The sequence below is a fragment of the Permianibacter aggregans genome, assembly GCF_009756665.1.
Lineage (GTDB): Bacteria > Pseudomonadota > Gammaproteobacteria > Enterobacterales > Permianibacteraceae > Permianibacter > Permianibacter aggregans.
In genome coordinates this window covers 1424254-1440478 of record NZ_CP037953.1, presented here as the reverse complement: position 1 = coordinate 1440478, position 16225 = coordinate 1424254, and the positions used below count along the sequence as shown (strand labels likewise).

The 16225-nt window shown below is 51.2% G+C and carries 12 protein-coding genes and 1 pseudogene; 8 read left to right on the top strand and 5 right to left on the bottom strand.

Going from position 1 to position 16225, the window contains the following annotated elements:
- Positions 1 to 449: 449 nt before the first annotated feature.
- The 3 genes from E2H98_RS06640 to E2H98_RS06630 all read left to right on the top strand — a co-directional run bounded on the left by E2H98_RS06640 (position 450) and on the right by E2H98_RS06630 (position 6245).
- The gene (locus E2H98_RS06640; protein ID WP_133588658.1) at positions 450 to 1151 is read left to right on the top strand and encodes a YebC/PmpR family DNA-binding transcriptional regulator; all 702 of its coding nucleotides are present in this window, start codon (positions 450 to 452) and stop codon (positions 1149 to 1151) included.
- Positions 1152 to 1243: 92 nt separating this feature from the next.
- Positions 1244 to 5791, top strand: a complete 4548-nt coding sequence (locus E2H98_RS06635) for an RHS repeat-associated core domain-containing protein (RefSeq protein ID WP_133588660.1) — start codon at positions 1244 to 1246, stop codon at positions 5789 to 5791.
- A gap of 4 nt (positions 5792 to 5795) precedes the next feature.
- Complete coding sequence (locus E2H98_RS06630) at positions 5796 to 6245, top strand: hypothetical protein (protein WP_133588663.1); 450 nt, start codon at positions 5796 to 5798, stop codon at positions 6243 to 6245.
- 335 nt (positions 6246 to 6580) lie between these two features.
- Here E2H98_RS06630 and E2H98_RS06625 read toward each other — a convergent pair whose 3' ends face one another.
- From E2H98_RS06625 to E2H98_RS06610, 4 genes are all read right to left on the bottom strand, one after another.
- Positions 6581 to 7300, bottom strand: coding sequence for a hypothetical protein (locus E2H98_RS06625; RefSeq protein WP_133588666.1), 720 nt, complete (start codon positions 7298 to 7300; stop codon positions 6581 to 6583).
- Between the two features lie 304 nt (positions 7301 to 7604).
- Entirely contained in the window at positions 7605 to 7805 is a 201-nt protein-coding gene (locus tag E2H98_RS06620) for a hypothetical protein (RefSeq protein WP_133588668.1), read from the bottom strand.
- 4 nt (positions 7806 to 7809) lie between these two features.
- Positions 7810 to 8115, bottom strand: coding sequence for a BrnT family toxin (locus E2H98_RS06615; protein ID WP_133588670.1), 306 nt, complete (start codon positions 8113 to 8115; stop codon positions 7810 to 7812).
- A gap of 1 nt (position 8116) precedes the next feature.
- Positions 8117 to 8527: a helix-turn-helix domain-containing protein gene (locus E2H98_RS06610; protein WP_198325251.1), complete on the bottom strand. Its 411-nt coding sequence runs from the start codon at positions 8525 to 8527 to the stop codon at positions 8117 to 8119.
- A gap of 90 nt (positions 8528 to 8617) precedes the next feature.
- Here E2H98_RS06610 and E2H98_RS06605 point away from each other — a divergent pair, with 90 nt between their 5' ends.
- From E2H98_RS06605 to E2H98_RS06585, 5 genes and pseudogenes are all read left to right on the top strand, one after another.
- Positions 8618 to 11659 (top strand): CHC2 zinc finger domain-containing protein, encoded by a 3042-nt coding sequence (locus E2H98_RS06605; protein ID WP_133588672.1) that lies wholly within the window; start codon positions 8618 to 8620, stop codon positions 11657 to 11659.
- 26 nt (positions 11660 to 11685) lie between these two features.
- Entirely contained in the window at positions 11686 to 12720 is a 1035-nt protein-coding gene (xerC, locus tag E2H98_RS06600; protein ID WP_133588674.1) for a site-specific tyrosine recombinase XerC, read from the top strand.
- A gap of 866 nt (positions 12721 to 13586) precedes the next feature.
- The gene (locus E2H98_RS06595; RefSeq protein WP_133588676.1) at positions 13587 to 13808 is read left to right on the top strand and encodes a hypothetical protein; all 222 of its coding nucleotides are present in this window, start codon (positions 13587 to 13589) and stop codon (positions 13806 to 13808) included.
- A 224-nt stretch (positions 13809 to 14032) separates the two neighbouring features.
- A pseudogene (locus E2H98_RS19295) lies at positions 14033 to 14173 on the top strand (RHS repeat-associated core domain-containing protein); the annotation flags it as partial.
- A 373-nt stretch (positions 14174 to 14546) separates the two neighbouring features.
- Positions 14547 to 14996, top strand: coding sequence for a hypothetical protein (locus tag E2H98_RS06585; protein WP_133588663.1), 450 nt, complete (start codon positions 14547 to 14549; stop codon positions 14994 to 14996).
- A gap of 335 nt (positions 14997 to 15331) precedes the next feature.
- Here the strand turns inward: E2H98_RS06585 and E2H98_RS06580 are convergent, their stop codons facing one another.
- On the bottom strand, positions 15332 to 16051 hold the full coding sequence (locus tag E2H98_RS06580; protein WP_133588666.1) for a hypothetical protein: 720 nt from the start codon (positions 16049 to 16051) through the stop codon (positions 15332 to 15334).
- Positions 16052 to 16225: the final 174 nt, after the last annotated feature.

Below are 16225 nucleotides of genomic sequence, written 5' to 3'. Positions count from 1 at the left end.
GTCGTCTTTCAACAGGTTTTCTTTTCGAAGTCTCGTGCATAGAAACAGCAAACGGGGCCCCCGTCTGCGCCAGCCGGCAACGAGTCATCGTAGGCCGGGTACGCCAGCAGGGACAGCTGGCGTAGCACTGTCAAGGCATGGATGCCGCGTCAGTGCGGCCCGAGCCGGAGATGACTTGTTGACGGAGCTGCCTAGTCGAAGTAACAGAACTCACCTGGCGCATCGGGGCGCGTTTCTTTGCTTACTTTCTTTCGCGCGAGCAAAGAAAGTGAGTCGCCCGCCGGGGCGAGACCCGGCAATCTATGAAGCCGAAAGCTCCATTTTTAGCGCAGCCCATGACAAAAAAGGTCGTTCAGAATTTAATCCCCATCAACCCAAAAAGCCCCATCTACAGTAAACTGCACCCCCTCAATATTCAGCTTAACCCGGTATTCAAAGCAGGTATCAGCATGGGCGCACAATGGAAAACCAAAGGCAAAGCGGAAGTCGCCGCGGCTAAAGGCAAAATCTTCACCAAACTCGTTCGCGAAATCATGGTCGCTGCCCGCGCCGGTGCCGACCCGGAAATGAACTCCCGCCTGCGTCACGCCATCGAAGCCGCAAAAAAAGCCTCGATGCCACGCGACACACTCGACCGTGCGATCAAAAAAGGCGCCGGGCTTCTGGATGGCACCATCAACTACGAACTGGTTACCTACGAAGGCTTCGCTCCACATCAGGTGCCCGTCATCGTTGAATGCTTGACCGACAACAAAAACCGCACCATCTCCAGCATCCGTTCGCTGTTCCGCAAAGGCCAACTCGGTAGCTCCGGTTCCGTGAGCTGGGATTTCACCCACGCCGGCATGATCGAAGCCGAACCAGAAAAAGCCGACGCCGATGTCGAACTCGCCGCCATTGAAGCCGGCGCCCAGGATTTCGAAAAGAACGAAGACGGCAGTGCGCTATTCATCACCGAAACCACCGATCTCGATGCCGTCGCCAAAGCGCTGCCCGATTTTGGTTTCACCGTTAGCTCTGCGAAGCTTGGCTACATTCCGAAAAATCCGGTGACCTTGGAAGGCGAAGCGTTGCAAGAGGTGGTCGCGTTTCTCGAAGCCATTGATGAAGACGATGATGTGCAGAACGTTTATGCGGGGCTGAATAGCTAGCCAATCACTAGGGTATCTAAGGAAGCCCAAAAGCCTCCGCTTAAAGCGGAGGAGAAACTCTCGAATTCGCGCTCATTTAGGGAAAAATATAAATGCAAGTCATAGGAAGACTATTCTTCATATTCGTGCTGCTGTTCACTTCGGTAAATAGTGTTGCCGATGGGCTTCGGGTCAACTGCAGAGTTGATCTGGGATTTCAGCTATATTCGGGGAGCAGGCATAAAAATATCGAGTGTGTTGAGCCTGTCGTAGGGCAAACATACTTTCAGAACGCTCTTGGTGACAACTATAAAAAATGGGAAAGTGAAGCTGACATTATTGCATGGAGAAAAACCAAACTTCCAACAACTCGTTGTTCTGATGAGGTTGAAGGACCATACTGGAAGACCGCTTCGGAAAGTTCCTTAGTAGGTGAACAAGTTGCATCAAGCTCTGGTTATCATAGTTTCTGGCTAAACAACGCTGGTGAGGTAATTCCTCCACCGTCGACAGATGCTTCACATGATGTGGCGTCCATTGCATTTCGATACGTACAAGAAACAAGACAAACTAAACAATACTTGATTCGCTACACCTACCCCAACGATCCTAAGGGGTTTAGTTCTTCATGCAAGACGTTATGTTCCTGTACTGAAGAAGCGTGGTATTACATGTACAGGGAGCAGCCCGTTACTTGCCCTGCTGGTACTGGTAGGCCTTATGGTGGCGGGCAGTGCTACAAAGAAATTTGTCCATGCGGAAAAGTAAATGACGCAAGCGGGAAATGTGTTAGCGAAACAAAGGGCGAGTTTACGCAATGGACCCAGGGAGGCAATTCACTGCGATTCTCTGCCTACGCTTCAGGTCTTTCTGATAGTCCATACAATAAATGTTTCACGGAATATGAAGAAAAACCAAAACAATGTGACGGTATCGGCAATCCGGTAGGGTGTGCTTCTGGTCAGAAGCGACACTTTGAGGCGCTTTACACGTCAAGTGAAGGATTGCACTTTCGTCGCGCTTACAATGCTGCCGTTGGTTCGTTAACCGGGGTAAATTGGGATACGGATGTAAAGGTTTTCATCAGCCTACTGCTGGATGGCACCAGCACGCAAATTGTTGCAGTGGCCAATGGCGATGGTACGCGTAAGCTGTTCGTTGGCAAGAAAGGAGAGCGATTAACGGGCTATCATCAGAAAGATGGCTACGTTGAAAATGTAGCCGGAAGTTGGCGTTTCATCGCGCGTAATGGCGATGTGATGGAATTTGGCGCAAATGGATTGCTGGCGCGAAAGGCTGCGCGCAATGGCGAATCGGTGCAGTTTGCTTACGATGCATCTAATCGACTCAAGCAATTAACGGCGGCTTCTGGGCGGCAATTAACGGTTGGTTACAACGGTGCCGGTCAAATGGATTCACTGACCGAACCCAATGGTAAGCAAACAAAATTTCTATACAACGCTGCGGGAATGTTGAGTGAGGTCATTTATCCAGACGAAACGCCAAGCAATGAGTTTGATAACCCGCGTAAGCAATTCCTTTATGAAGACTCGCGCTTCCCTTCAGCCTTAACCGGAATTGTTGATGAAAACGGCTCGCGATTCGCCTCCTATGTGTATGACGGTGAGCGCAGAGTTATTGCGGAAAATCATGCGGAAATCGCCGACAAAGTTGAGTTTGAATACCTCAATGACTCGACCACAATGGTCAAAAGCTATCGCACGGCCAACGAGTATCACGAAACGCTGTACAGTTTTTATCGCAGCCATGGGTCCGATCAATTCCGTGCTATCGAGCAAATGCCCTGTCCTGGTTGCGCGACGGGAACGGAAACGCGCGAGTTCAATGATCAAGGCTTGCTAAGTCAAATTACGGATAAGAATGGCGGATTAACCACCGTCGAATACCATCCCAGTGGTTTGGAACACATCCGGACCGAAGGATTGGGTACGCCAGAACAGAAGGTTACGATAACGGAGTGGAACGACGAGCATCGTTTGCCAAGTCGCTTGGTTGCCAATGGTTTGGAAGTCGTTAACCGTTACACGACGCAGGGCCTGCTGCAGCAACGTGATGAAATCGAGAGTCCAACGGGTAAAACCCTTAGCTCCATTTACGAGTACAACACGGCTGGCAAGTTGACGAGTATCGACGGCCCACGCACCGATGCCTCCGACATCACCACCTACGACTACGATAGCCAAGGCAATCTAATTAATGTGGCCAACGCGCTTGGCCATATCACCACTTTGTCGAATTACGACCCCAACGGTCGTGTGCGCCAAATCACTGACCCGAACGGTTTGGTGACAACGCTGACTTACACCGCACGTGGCTGGTTGAAAACGCGTACCGTCGGTTCGCTGACCACTACGTTCGATTACGACAAGGTCGGCCAACTCATCAAAGTGACGATGCCAGATGGCAGTTTTGTTCGTTATGAGTACGATGCCGCACATCGCTTGGTCGCCATAGAGAATCCACTCGGTGAGCGCATTGAATACACACTCGATTACGCCGGCAATCGCACTAAAGAAGAAATCAAAGATGCCAGCGGTAACGTGGTGCTGCGTCGTGCCAGTGAATTCAACGCGCTGAATCAATTGCTGCGTTCGCTAAACGCCGCCAATCAAGTCACGGCAAGTTACAGCTATGATGCCAACGGCAATATGACTGGCGTCACTCGCTACACCGACAGCGAAACGGCAAGCAGCAGTTACCAATATGATCCGCTGAATCGATTGAAATCGATTACCGATGCGTTGAACGGTATTACCCAGTTCAGTTATGACAACCTGGATCAACTGAACCGCGTTACCGACCCGAAAGGTTTGCAAACGCAGTATGGTGTCTCCGCGCTCGGTGAGTTGAAACAAACCGATAGCCCGGATACCGCCACCAGCACGCAAACTTTCGACAGTGCCGGCAACGTCAAAACCAGCACCAATGCACGCGGCCACACCACAACGTATACCTATGACGCGCTAAACCGTGTCACCAAGCTGACCTATCACGATGGCAGCGTCGTGACGTTTGCCTATGACAGCATCGTTGCCGGTAACTACGGCAAAGGCCGTTTAACCTCAGTGACCGACAGCAGTGGCAGCACGCAATACCGCTACGACCAATACGGTCGGCTGACGGAAAAACTCGCCACGGTAAATGGTGTCTCGTTCTCCACAAGTTATCGCTATGACCAATACGGTCGCTTGGAAAGCATCACCTATCCATCGGGTCGTGACTTAAGCTTCAGCTACCAAAATGGTCAACTGCAACAACTGAACGTCGATGGCAGCGCACGGGTGAAAAACATCGCCTACCAACCGTTCAGCGCCGTAAAAAGCTGGCAGTGGGGCGATAACAGCGATTATCAACGCACATTCAACCTTGATGGCCAATTGCAAAGCTTTCCATTGGGGGCCGATGTCGTCACGCTAAGCTACGACCGCGCCGGTCGCATCAGCGCCCAAACCCATGCGCACACCGCCAGCCGCAATCAAAGCTATTACTACGACTTGCTCGACCGCGTCACCGGCAGCAGCGGTGTGTTTGAGATGAGCTTTAGCTTTGATGCCAACGGCAACCGGTTAAGCAAAACCGAGGGCAGCGCATTCGACCAATACACCGTTAGCGAAACCAGCAACCGTATCGATACCATCAGCGGTGCCTTAAACCGCAGCTATCAATACGATGCCGCCGGCAACACGTTAAGCGACGGTGATCGCAGCTACACCTACAACACCGCCAATCGTTTAACTACGATTACCAAAGGCAGCGTCACGCAAGACAACCTCTACAACGGTTTGGGCCAACGCGTACGCAAAACGGTGGATGGCGTCAGCACGCTATTCATCTACGACGAAGCCGGCCATTTAATCGGCGAATACGACGCCGCCGGCACACCGCTGATGGAAGTGGTCTACCTCGGCGACCAACCGATATTGGCGATGAAACCGAGCGGTGTTTATTACGTTCACGCCGATCACCTGAACACGCCACGTGCGATTATAGGCGCCAACCAAACCGTCATCTGGCGTTGGGACTCAGCAGCCTTCGGCGAAACGGCCGCGAATGAAGACCCGGATGGTAATGGTCTCGCGTTCCGCTTTAACCATCGCTTCCCTGGTCAGGTACTGGATGTTGAAGTTGGGCTGCATTACAACTACTTTAGAAATTATGACCCGGTGACGGGACGTTACATCGAGTCGGATCCGATTGGATTAAGTGATGGCGTTAATACTTACGGCTATGTTCAGCAAATGCCTACACAGTTGAAAGATCCTCTCGGGTTGTTTTGTGTCCCGATGTGGGATAGTGAGTCAGACTGGATGGATATTGGCGTTCGGATTTATACCGGGAAGTATAAAGTTCAGCCAAATACAGCAGGAATGATGGGATGGTGCAATTGGAAGCGAGAATACAAGGTTAAACAGTCTCGCACGGTAACTGCTAGAGAGCTGTGCTTTGAGTGCTCGGATACTTGCGAGGGCTCCGATTGCGGGTATGCAGTTAAGGAAAGGAAAAAAAGCAAGGAATATCGTGACCACATTGATTGGGAGCGGGGAGATACTACTCAGCAACACGTATTTGGTCGTTTCGCGAGTGGTGAAGGATGCTGCAAAAACCCTTGGACAGGAGTGATGAGTTGTGGCCCGATTTAACGATATGAAAGTAGCGATTTTCCAGGTGTCAGCACTAATGATGTTACTTGGTTGTAGTGCATCTCAATCGAAGGAATACATAGAGAGCAGCCCAGAAGGGAAATCATTGATTGAGTTCTGTGGCTCACAAAATAAGGATATGCAGAAACGCCCTTTGTCCTCAATTTTTGAGGGGTTAGCGGTTGCTGATAACAAACTGGATGCAATTTCAGAATTCGGCAAAGCCGATATAGAAGTTGAAGTTAATAGCGCTGAAACAGGTAAGCTCGTGAGTAGAACTCAAGTGTATGTAGGAAATTCTGAAAAGTTTTGTGCCGACAATAGATCAGATTTTGTGGCCATATATTTGAATGAAAGAGACTCTATAGTAGCAGTTGAGTTTGTTCAGAATGAGACCTATGAGAGCAAGGGAGTTGATGGTTTGAAAGGGATTGAGAGATATGTTCGATTCTGAAGCTTTAGTTCGGATCTCGTAGAATGAGAACTGATTTGAATATCGGTCCATAACTGAATAAAAATCCCACCGCCCGGCCATGCCGGGCGTTTTTTATGGCGCTGGTTTTAGTAGTGATTAGCCGTGTTGTTGCAACATGGCGTCGAGCATCTCAATTACAAACTTCTGTTTGGTCTTTGGCAGCTTGGCAATGCGGTCCATCTGCTGCTGCAGTTTGGGGGCAGGTCCCGCTTCTTGGCAGCGGTCGCCGTGTCGGTGCCAATCAGTTCCTCTACCGATTCTGAGTACGCGAAAATGATCGCAAAAACCCCAGCCATCAAGCTGGGGTTTTTGTCTTATTGTAAGTGTGGCGTGAAGTATCCCATTGATGCGGCCCAGGCGGCAGCGGTCAATGCAGCACAAAAAATAATACCGAATGGATAAGTGAAGTGCATCAACTTGGCGAGTTTTGCAAATATGACTCGGCTAGAGTTTATACGGAAAGCCGAATCTGCACAAAGCCATAGCGCATACAAAATGAGGAAAAAGGACGCTATGCTGACAAGAGTTGTTGAAAAAAGATTATCCAAAATTAGATTGTGCGCATGCGAGTTGAAGCGCAGCCAAACCTCTTTAGCGGCTGCGAGAAAGAATTCGCTTCGCGGTGGTTCATTCGCGATGTCGAGGATCTCGGCGGGGAGTCCATTTTTGATGCTCACTACAATCCAGACTTGTGCTGCGCCCAAGAGCATTCCTACTATTGCAAGCATCAATGAGCGAATACCCAATCCTTGCCCATAAAGGTTTGGCGTGATGGCCAGTCCCGGTGCAAACATGGCGCTAATTGCTAGGACTTGTAGATAGAAAAAGATCTCGTGGTAATGACGCAGATAGATATACGCTGTTACCCCCAATAGTACAGCCGCTATCAAGACTAATGCTAACCCGTCATCGAGCGGGTTGGCCGAACGCCTTGACGTCGACGAAGAGGACCTGCTTATTGTGGTGTTGGTGATGTTGTTCTGTGTGATGTTGTTGCGCCCGCTATTGATACTGCCAATGTTGATGTCGCCCATGATCTGTATTGCTCCTTTAAAGCCTTTGGTAACGGTCGGAAAGTTTGCCTACGTGGATACCATTGGATAACCGTATGAAAAAAACAACCCCAGTTGTTTTTTTGGAGAGCAACTGAGATAGAGCAGCCATTGTTGGCGTGCGTGTTGAGTAAGGATACGGATGTCTGGTAGGGCGATGACGGATAAAGTCCAAAATATTTTTAGTTGAATGCAGAGTGCCACTCGACGAGTGTCGAGTTACAGAGAAGTAACTAAGACAAAAGCCGGGGAGAGCCCCGGCTTTTTGAGTTTGGCGATGACCGAATCAGCTCGCCATTTTAATGAGTTCAATATCCTTTTTTAGCAGCTCATTGACCAAGGCCGAGAGCTCGATGCCTTTGGCGTCGGCGAGTTCGGCCAAGGTGGTCTGCACGTCGTTACTCAAATACACCGGCAGACGCAGAGCGGCGCCTTCGCGATAAAACTTGCCGCGTTGAGCCTTGCTGAAATCGTATTGGTTCTTCATGACATCACCCTTCGTACTGTTGCCGTTCGGCGGCGGTGGCGGGCCGTGCCGAGATCAGGCGGATGCGTACCGCGTTGGCGGCTTCGTCCCGCCAAGTATGGACCACCACCACTAACACCTGGTTCGCCGCTTTGCCGAGCGTGACCCAGCGTTCCTCTTGTTCGCTGTGTTCGTCATCAAACATCGACAACATCAGCGGATCGCGGAACACCGTGGCGGCCAGCTCAAAACTGATGCCGTGTTTACGGCGATTGCTGGCGGCTTTGGCGGCATCCCACTCAAAATGATACTGGACTTCCGGCTTGGCCATCTTAGCTGGCCTTCTTGGTGGTCGGCGAGCTGCCACCAAACAAGCGGCGGGCCTGATGCTTGAGCAGAATGCCTTCGACCATCTCCTTGATCACATGCTTCTCGTCCGGGTCGAGCTGGGCAATGCCTTCCAGCAACAAGAGCAGGCTGTCATCGGCCTTGCGCTCATCGACCTCGAAAATCAGTTCATCGGTGGTGACGCTCAAGGCGACGGCCAGCTTCTTGATGACTTCCAGCGTTGGCTGGGAGCCGTTGTTCTCGTAACGGTAAACCTGAGTCTTGGTCACGCCGATCAAATCGGCCAAGGCTTCCTGGGTCAGGCCGCGTTGCTTGCGCAGGGCGGCCAGTCGGTCGGCAAACGGCATAAGGCGAAACGACACATGAGTGAACGGAGGAGTGCCTAGCGTACGCATGGTTTACGGCTCTGCTTGTTTGAATATACGTATATGTATATCATAAATTTACTTTACGTGTATTGACGGGTTTTTGGAGGGGGACGGTTTATGGCGCGGATAGCGGACGGTGAGATTGAACGCCTGAAGGCTGAAGTGTCCTTGGTCCGGCTGGTCGAGGCCAAAGGCATTGTTCTCAAACCCCACGGCAAGGACCGGATTGGTCGTTGCCCGTTCCATGACGATAAAACCCCGTCTTTAGTCGTCAGTCCCGATAAGAATCTCTGGCATTGCCTCGGTGCCTGCCAAGCCGGCGGCTCGGTCATTGATTGGGTGATGAAGTGTGAAGGCGTCAGCTTCAAGCATGCGGTTGAGTTGTTGCGTGGTGATGTGGCGGTCAGCCGCGCGCCGATAGAGCGGGTGGTGCAGAAATCCACGACCCCGAAACTGCCCTCCTTTTTAGCCGCCGATAGCGATGAGCAATCCTTGCTGCGTCAGGTCATCGACTACTACCACGAGTGTTTGCAGCAAAGCCCGGAAGCGCTCGTTTACTTGAGTAAACGGGGTCTTGAGTCTAAGGAGTTAATCGAGACCTTCAAGCTGGGTTATGCCAATCGCACACTCGGTTATCGCTTGCCACAAAAGAATCGGGTCGAAGGCGCGCAGTTACGCGGCAAGCTGCAGCACATCGGTATTTATCGCGAGTCCGGCCATGAACACTTTACCGGTTCGCTGGTGGTGCCGGTCATCAACGAAAGCGGCGTTATCACCGACGTTTACGGTCGCAAAATCGGCGAGCGTTTGCGTGAGGGCACGCCATTGCATCTGTATCTGCCGGGGCCACATCAAGGCGTGTGGAATGAAGCGGGATTAATTGGTGGTGACGAAGTAATTTTATGTGAAGCATTGATTGATGCGATGACGTTCTGGGTCAATGGCTTTAAAAACGTCACGGCCAGTTATGGTATTGAGGGGTTTACCGCCAATCACCTGAAAGCGTTTAAAGCGCACAACATCAAACGGGTATTGATTGCCTATGACCGCGATGAAGCCGGAGACAAGGCCGCGCAACAACTGGCGCTGAAACTGACACAGGAAGGCTTCGATTGTTACCGCGTTAACTTCCCGAAAGGCATGGATGCCAATGAGTATGCATTAAAGGTTGGGCCTGCTGCGAAAAGCCTTGGTGTTGTATTGCGTAATGCCGAATGGTTGGGAAAAGGGGCCGCGCCGACACGAAACCCCAACCCCGTAACGCCGACAGAGGCTGAGAAAGCCGGTGATAAAAGCGAAGCAATCGCAATTACTCCTCCTTTAGTTGCATCCGTTGCTGTTGCCGAACCAGCATTATCGGCAACACCAGCCCCGGAACTAAAAGCACCGGAGCTGGATGCTCATGTTAAGGACGGTGATGTGCATATCACGTTCGGTGAGCGTCGTTATCGTGTCAGAGGCCACGATAAAAACACCACGCCTGAGCAACTGAAAATCAATCTGGCCACATCACAAGGCGATGCCTACCACGTCGATACGCTGGATTTATACAGCGCCAAAGCCCGTGCGGCGTTTATCAAACTGGCCTCGCTGGAATTAGGTTTAAGCGAAGACATCATCAAAGCCGATATCGGCCACCTCCTGCGTTACCTGGAAGGTTTGCGTGATGAACAACTAAAAGCCTTATCAGCGGAAGCGATGGATGAAGCCTCAGCCGTTAATGAAGCGCTGCGCAGCCAAGCGCTCGCCTTATTGCAATCGCCCGACTTGCTGCAACAAGTGCTCGATGACTTTGATCGCTGTGGTGTCGTTGGTGAACAGACCAACAAGCTGATGGGCTATCTGGCCTGCGTCTCGCGCAAACTGGATAAGCCATTGGCGCTGATGATCCAATCGAGTTCCGCCGCCGGTAAATCGAGTTTGATGGAAGCGGTATTGCAACTGATGCCGGAAGATGAGCGGGTGCAATACTCGGCGATGACCGGACAAGCCTTGTTCTATATGGGCGAAACCAATCTCAAACATAAAATCCTGGCGATTGCCGAAGAAGAAGGGGCGAGCCGTGCTGCTTATGCGTTAAAGCTGCTGCAATCCGATGGCAGCTTAACGATGGCGAGTACCGGTAAAGATCCGGTCACCGGCAACCTGATTACCCAGGAATACCGGGTTGAAGGCCCGGTGATGATGTTTTTAACCACGACCGCGATTGATATCGACGAGGAATTATTGAATCGCTGTGTGGTGTTATCGGTCAATGAATCGCGTGAACAAACCAGAGCAATCCACGCCCAGCAGCGTGCACGGAGAACTCTGGCAGGCTTAACCGCCAAAGTTGAACGACAAACGATTATCGAGACGCACCGGCAGGCGCAGCGCCTGCTTCGTCCTTTAGCCGTCATCAATCCCTATGCCGAACAACTGACGTTTTTAGATAGCAAAACCCGCACCCGTCGCGATCATGAGAAATACCTATCACTGATTGACAGCATTGCCTTGCTGCATCAGTACCAGCGACCCATCAAAACCCTGATGCACGGGGAGGTGTGCGTCGAATACATCGAGGTGACGCTGGACGATATCGCGACCGCCAATCGCCTGGCGCATGAAGTGTTAGGCCGGACGCTCGATGAACTGCCGCCGCAAACCCGCAAGTTATTGCAGCTGGTCGGCGACATGGTGCGCGAGCGCTGCGCGATGGAACGCATCAAACAAGCCGACTTCCGTTTTAGTCGCAAGGATGTTCGTGATGCCTGCGGATGGACAGACTTCCAGGTCAAAAAACATATGCAGCGCTTGGAAGATATGGAGTATGTGTTGGTGCATCGAGGCATGCGTGGTCAATCGTTCGTTTATGAGTTGTTGTGGGATGGCGGCACGCAGACCGATCAAAGCTTCTTGCCAGGGCTGATTGATGTGGACGCCTTACGTTATGACAACAAGAAGGAGCCCCTAGATCTGAAGTTGGAGCCCCGAAAGAGCCCCCAAGTAGCGGCCAAAGAGCCACGAGGTAGCACCGCAGAAAACGTAACAATCATCGAGAAAAATCCGCGCCAAAAGGATTTAGCGGAAATCGATGCTGAAAACACACTGCTCCCGGAAAATATCACCGCCGAGTCGTACCTACACATACCGTCGTTCGTGCGTTCCATTGCCAATTAATCGAATCCAGTTAATCGACTCCGGCCATGGCCTTACGCAACAAGAAAAAACGCAGCGGTGAGCAAATCAAAAAACGCGACATCCGCCACAGCGCATTAGCGCCTTACCTGGCGCTGTACCTGGATTACTTACGGACGCGTGCTTACAGCGACTTTACCCTGACCCAGAACGACGCCAACTTGCGGCGCTTTATCGAATGGTGTGATGAACGGGCGTTACAGCAACCGACCGAATTAAACCGGCCGATCATCGAGCGCTACCAGCGTCACTTGCACTTTTACCGTAAAGACAACGGCGAACCGTTAAGCATCGCCAGTCAAATCCAGCATCTGCAGAATCTGCGCGGTTGGTTCAAGTTTTTAGTGCGGGAACACTACCTGCCATATAACCCGGCGGCTGACTTGGTGATGCCGCGCAAACCGAAACGCTTGCCCTCGCAAGTGTTAACGCTGAAACAAGTGCAGACCATCCTGCAGCAACCGGATGTGACCACGTTAACCGGCATCCGTGACCGCGCGATACTGGAAGTGCTGTACGCGACCGGTATGCGTCGCACTGAGTTGACGCAATTAAAACGTCATCACATTGATAGCGAACGCGGCACGATATTTATTGAGCAAGGAAAAGGCCACAAAGATCGGTATGTACCGATAGGGCAGAGCGCCATTGAGTGGTTAACGCGCTACCTGCTGGAAGTGCGACCGCATCTGATCTTAACGGCGCACGAAGACACCGTGTTCCTGACTGATTACGGCGAGCCATTAACCAAGAATCGTTTATCGGACCTGGTGAAAACCTATGTGTTGAAAGCCGGTATCGCCCACGGTTCCTGTCATCTGTTCCGCCACGCGATGGCCACACACATGCTGGAGAACGGTGCTGATATCCGCTTTATCCAGGCGATGCTCGGCCACTCGGAACTGACGACCACGGCGATTTACACTCACGTTGCCGTGCAGAAGCTGAAAGCCGTTTACGATGCCTCGCATCCGACTCAGTTGCAGCGCTCAGCAAAGGATGACTTGTTCGATGACTTGGATGCAGAAAGCGAGGAAGAGTGAATCGATGTGCAGCGCAGATAAGCGCGGATATGCACTTTGCTGCAAAATGCTGCACGGATATGAACAGTGCATGACGTTGCAGCAAAGTGTTGTTCATCTCGGTGATGCGATGCGCAGGCCGACGCGACTCCCGAACTTGTGCTCGATGGCGAAGGTTGTTCAAAAGATGCGGCGGCTACGCCCACAGCATGCGTATGTCACGTCGCGTGCAGTGCACGCTGGCAAGCGTCGCGCCGCCAATCCATGGCGCAAGTCACGCCCCTTGCAAGCGTGAGGCACGCGCCGCGCCACACGCATCCTGTGGCCTTCGCGCTAAGTTTATGCCCCCTTGCGCAGCCCTCCGTGCTGCAGCCGCTCCCCCAACGGGGGAGCCACCGGCAAGTAACATAAGGCGGGATTGTGCGCGGTGGCAAAGCTACGCAATGCCACCGTTCGTTCGCTGACGCTCACCGCACAATCAGCCCTATGTTAAATGCCGGTGTAAGGTCGCCTCTGGTGTGGAGCATCCTGCAAAAAACGCAGCATGCCCCACACCAGAAGCGAAAAGGCTTTTTAACCGTGAAGCACACATCCGTGTGCGCTTCACTTAAAGGCTCGGCGTCCTGCCTCGCTCCAAACACATCCACATCTTGCGCGTCACGCCGTCAGTTAAAACGCGCTGCGGCTGCTTCGCATCCTCCGTTCCGCGTTTTAGCTGCCAGCGTGTTCTGGCACCGCGCGTGCATCAGGAAAAAGCACCGCAGCTAAAGAAAGGGGGCTGTGCAATGGTGATAACTGACGCTAAGGGTTACCTGAACGAATAGCCAAGAGCGAAGAAATGAGATGGTGCTATATTCCTGATGAACAGATTAGCTGAGGAAAAAAAGATGAAACGACAAACACCTCACCTCCAAGTAAAGCTGGCAAACGGTCAGCTGATTGGCTTCTATGACGGTGAGTACGTTGTATCAAATAGCGGGCAGACTCTTTATAGAGTGGATGGGGAGGAAATCTATACTCCGGGCAATAATGCGAAACTTGTTGGCTATTTAGAAGGTGATGTGGCCCGCACCGTTGCTGATGAGCCGCTGTTTACACTTAGCTCGTAAATAAGAGCAGTCCCCTTCTTCCCGCCCCATCATCCCCGGTCAGCGCTGGCGCGATGCGGTGAGTAGCCGCTACACTGCGCGGCATGACTGCTTACGCTCTACCAGCAAAAACCACGACCGTGCGCGCGCACCCGCGCGCGAGGCGAAGTTCGCGTGGGCGTGCGCTAAGTGGTTGTTGGCTCTGGGAAAAATCCCCTCGTGGCCGAAACTGCACGTCGGGGCGAATAGAATACAACTACTTTAGAAATTATGACCCGGTGACGGGACGTTACATCGAGTCGGATCCGATTGGATTAAGTGATGGCGTTAATACTTACGGCTATGTTCAGCAAATGCCTACACAGTTGAAAGATCCTCTCGGGTTGTTTTGTGTCCCGATGTGGGATAGTGAGTCAGACTGGATGGATATTGGCGTTCGGATTTATACCGGGAAGTATAAAGTTCAGCCAAATACAGCAGGAATGATGGGATGGTGCAATTGGAAGCGAGAATACAAGGTTAAACAGTCTCGCACGGTAACTGCTAGAGAGCTGTGCTTTGAGTGCTCGGATACTTGCGAGGGCTCCGATTGCGGGTATGCAGTTAAGGAAAGGAAAAAAAGCAAGGAATATCGTGACCACATTGATTGGGAGCGGGGAGATACTACTCAGCAACACGTATTTGGTCGTTTCGCGAGTGGTGAAGGATGCTGCAAAAACCCTTGGACAGGAGTGATGAGTTGTGGCCCGATTTAACGATATGAAAGTAGCGATTTTCCAGGTGTCAGCACTAATGATGTTACTTGGTTGTAGTGCATCTCAATCGAAGGAATACATAGAGAGCAGCCCAGAAGGGAAATCATTGATTGAGTTCTGTGGCTCACAAAATAAGGATATGCAGAAACGCCCTTTGTCCTCAATTTTTGAGGGGTTAGCGGTTGCTGATAACAAACTGGATGCAATTTCAGAATTCGGCAAAGCCGATATAGAAGTTGAAGTTAATAGCGCTGAAACAGGTAAGCTCGTGAGTAGAACTCAAGTGTATGTAGGAAATTCTGAAAAGTTTTGTGCCGACAATAGATCAGATTTTGTGGCCATATATTTGAATGAAAGAGACTCTATAGTAGCAGTTGAGTTTGTTCAGAATGAGACCTATGAGAGCAAGGGAGTTGATGGTTTGAAAGGGATTGAGAGATATGTTCGATTCTGAAGCTTTAGTTCGGATCTCGTAGAATGAGAACTGATTTGAATATCGGTCCATAACTGAATAAAAATCCCACCGCCCGGCCATGCCGGGCGTTTTTTATGGCGCTGGTTTTAGTAGTGATTAGCCGTGTTGTTGCAACATGGCGTCGAGCATCTCAATTACAAACTTCTGTTTGGTCTTTGGCAGCTTGGCAATGCGGTCCATCTGCTGCTGCAGTTTGGGGGCAGGTCCCGCTTCTTGGCAGCGGTCGCCGTGTCGGTGCCAATCAGTTCCTCTACCGATTCTGAGTACGCGAAAATGATCGCAAAAACCCCAGCCATCAAGCTGGGGTTTTTGTCTTATTGTAAGTGTGGCGTGAAGTATCCCATTGATGCGGCCCAGGCGGCAGCGGTCAATGCAGCACAAAAAATAATACCGAATGGATAAGTGAAGTGCATCAACTTGGCGAGTTTTGCAAATATGACTCGGCTAGAGTTTATACGGAAAGCCGAATCTGCACAAAGCCATAGCGCATACAAAATGAGGAAAAAGGACGCTATGCTGACAAGAGTTGTTGAAAAAAGATTATCCAAAATTAGATTGTGCGCATGCGAGTTGAAGCGCAGCCAAACCTCTTTAGCGGCTGCGAGAAAGAATTCGCTTCGCGGTGGTTCATTCGCGATGTCGAGGATCTCGGCGGGGAGTCCATTTTTGATGCTCACTACAATCCAGACTTGTGCTGCGCCCAAGAGCATTCCTACTATTGCAAGCATCAATGAGCGAATACCCAATCCTTGCCCATAAAGGTTTGGCGTGATGGCCAGTCCCGGTGCAAACATGGCGCTAATTGCTAGGACTTGTAGATAGAAAAAGATCTCGTGGTAATGACGCAGATAGATATACGCTGTTACCCCCAATAGTACAGCCGCTATCAAGACTAATGCTAACCCGTCATCGAGCGGGTTGGCCGAACGCCTTGACGTCGACGAAGAGGACCTGCTTATTGTGGTGTTGGTGATGTTGTTCTGTGTGATGTTGTTGCGCCCGCTATTGATACTGCCAATGTTGATGTCGCCCATGATCTGTATTGCTCCTTTAAAGCCTTTGGTAACGGTCGGAAAGTTTGCCTACGTGGATACCATTGGATAACCGTATGAAAAAAACAACCCCAGTTGTTTTTTTGGAGAGCAACTGAGATAGAGCAGCCATTGTTGGCGTGCGTGTTGAGTAAGGATACGGATGTCTGGTAGGGC

Coding starts and splice junctions, on each gene's coding strand:
- E2H98_RS06625 (WP_133588666.1), bottom strand. CDS start 7,300: ATGGGCGACATCAACATTGGCAGTATCAATAGCGGGCGCAACAACATC.
- xerC (WP_133588674.1), top strand. CDS start 11,686: ATGGCCTTACGCAACAAGAAAAAACGCAGCGGTGAGCAAATCAAAAAA.
- E2H98_RS06615 (WP_133588670.1), bottom strand. CDS start 8,115: ATGGCCAAGCCGGAAGTCCAGTATCATTTTGAGTGGGATGCCGCCAAA.
- E2H98_RS06640 (WP_133588658.1), top strand. CDS start 450: ATGGGCGCACAATGGAAAACCAAAGGCAAAGCGGAAGTCGCCGCGGCT.
- E2H98_RS06610 (WP_198325251.1), bottom strand. CDS start 8,527: ATGCGTACGCTAGGCACTCCTCCGTTCACTCATGTGTCGTTTCGCCTT.
- E2H98_RS06630 (WP_133588663.1), top strand. CDS start 5,796: ATGAAAGTAGCGATTTTCCAGGTGTCAGCACTAATGATGTTACTTGGT.
- E2H98_RS06595 (WP_133588676.1), top strand. CDS start 13,587: ATGAAACGACAAACACCTCACCTCCAAGTAAAGCTGGCAAACGGTCAG.
- E2H98_RS06635 (WP_133588660.1), top strand. CDS start 1,244: ATGCAAGTCATAGGAAGACTATTCTTCATATTCGTGCTGCTGTTCACT.
- E2H98_RS06605 (WP_133588672.1), top strand. CDS start 8,618: ATGGCGCGGATAGCGGACGGTGAGATTGAACGCCTGAAGGCTGAAGTG.
- E2H98_RS06585 (WP_133588663.1), top strand. CDS start 14,547: ATGAAAGTAGCGATTTTCCAGGTGTCAGCACTAATGATGTTACTTGGT.
- E2H98_RS06580 (WP_133588666.1), bottom strand. CDS start 16,051: ATGGGCGACATCAACATTGGCAGTATCAATAGCGGGCGCAACAACATC.
- E2H98_RS06620 (WP_133588668.1), bottom strand. CDS start 7,805: ATGAAGAACCAATACGATTTCAGCAAGGCTCAACGCGGCAAGTTTTAT.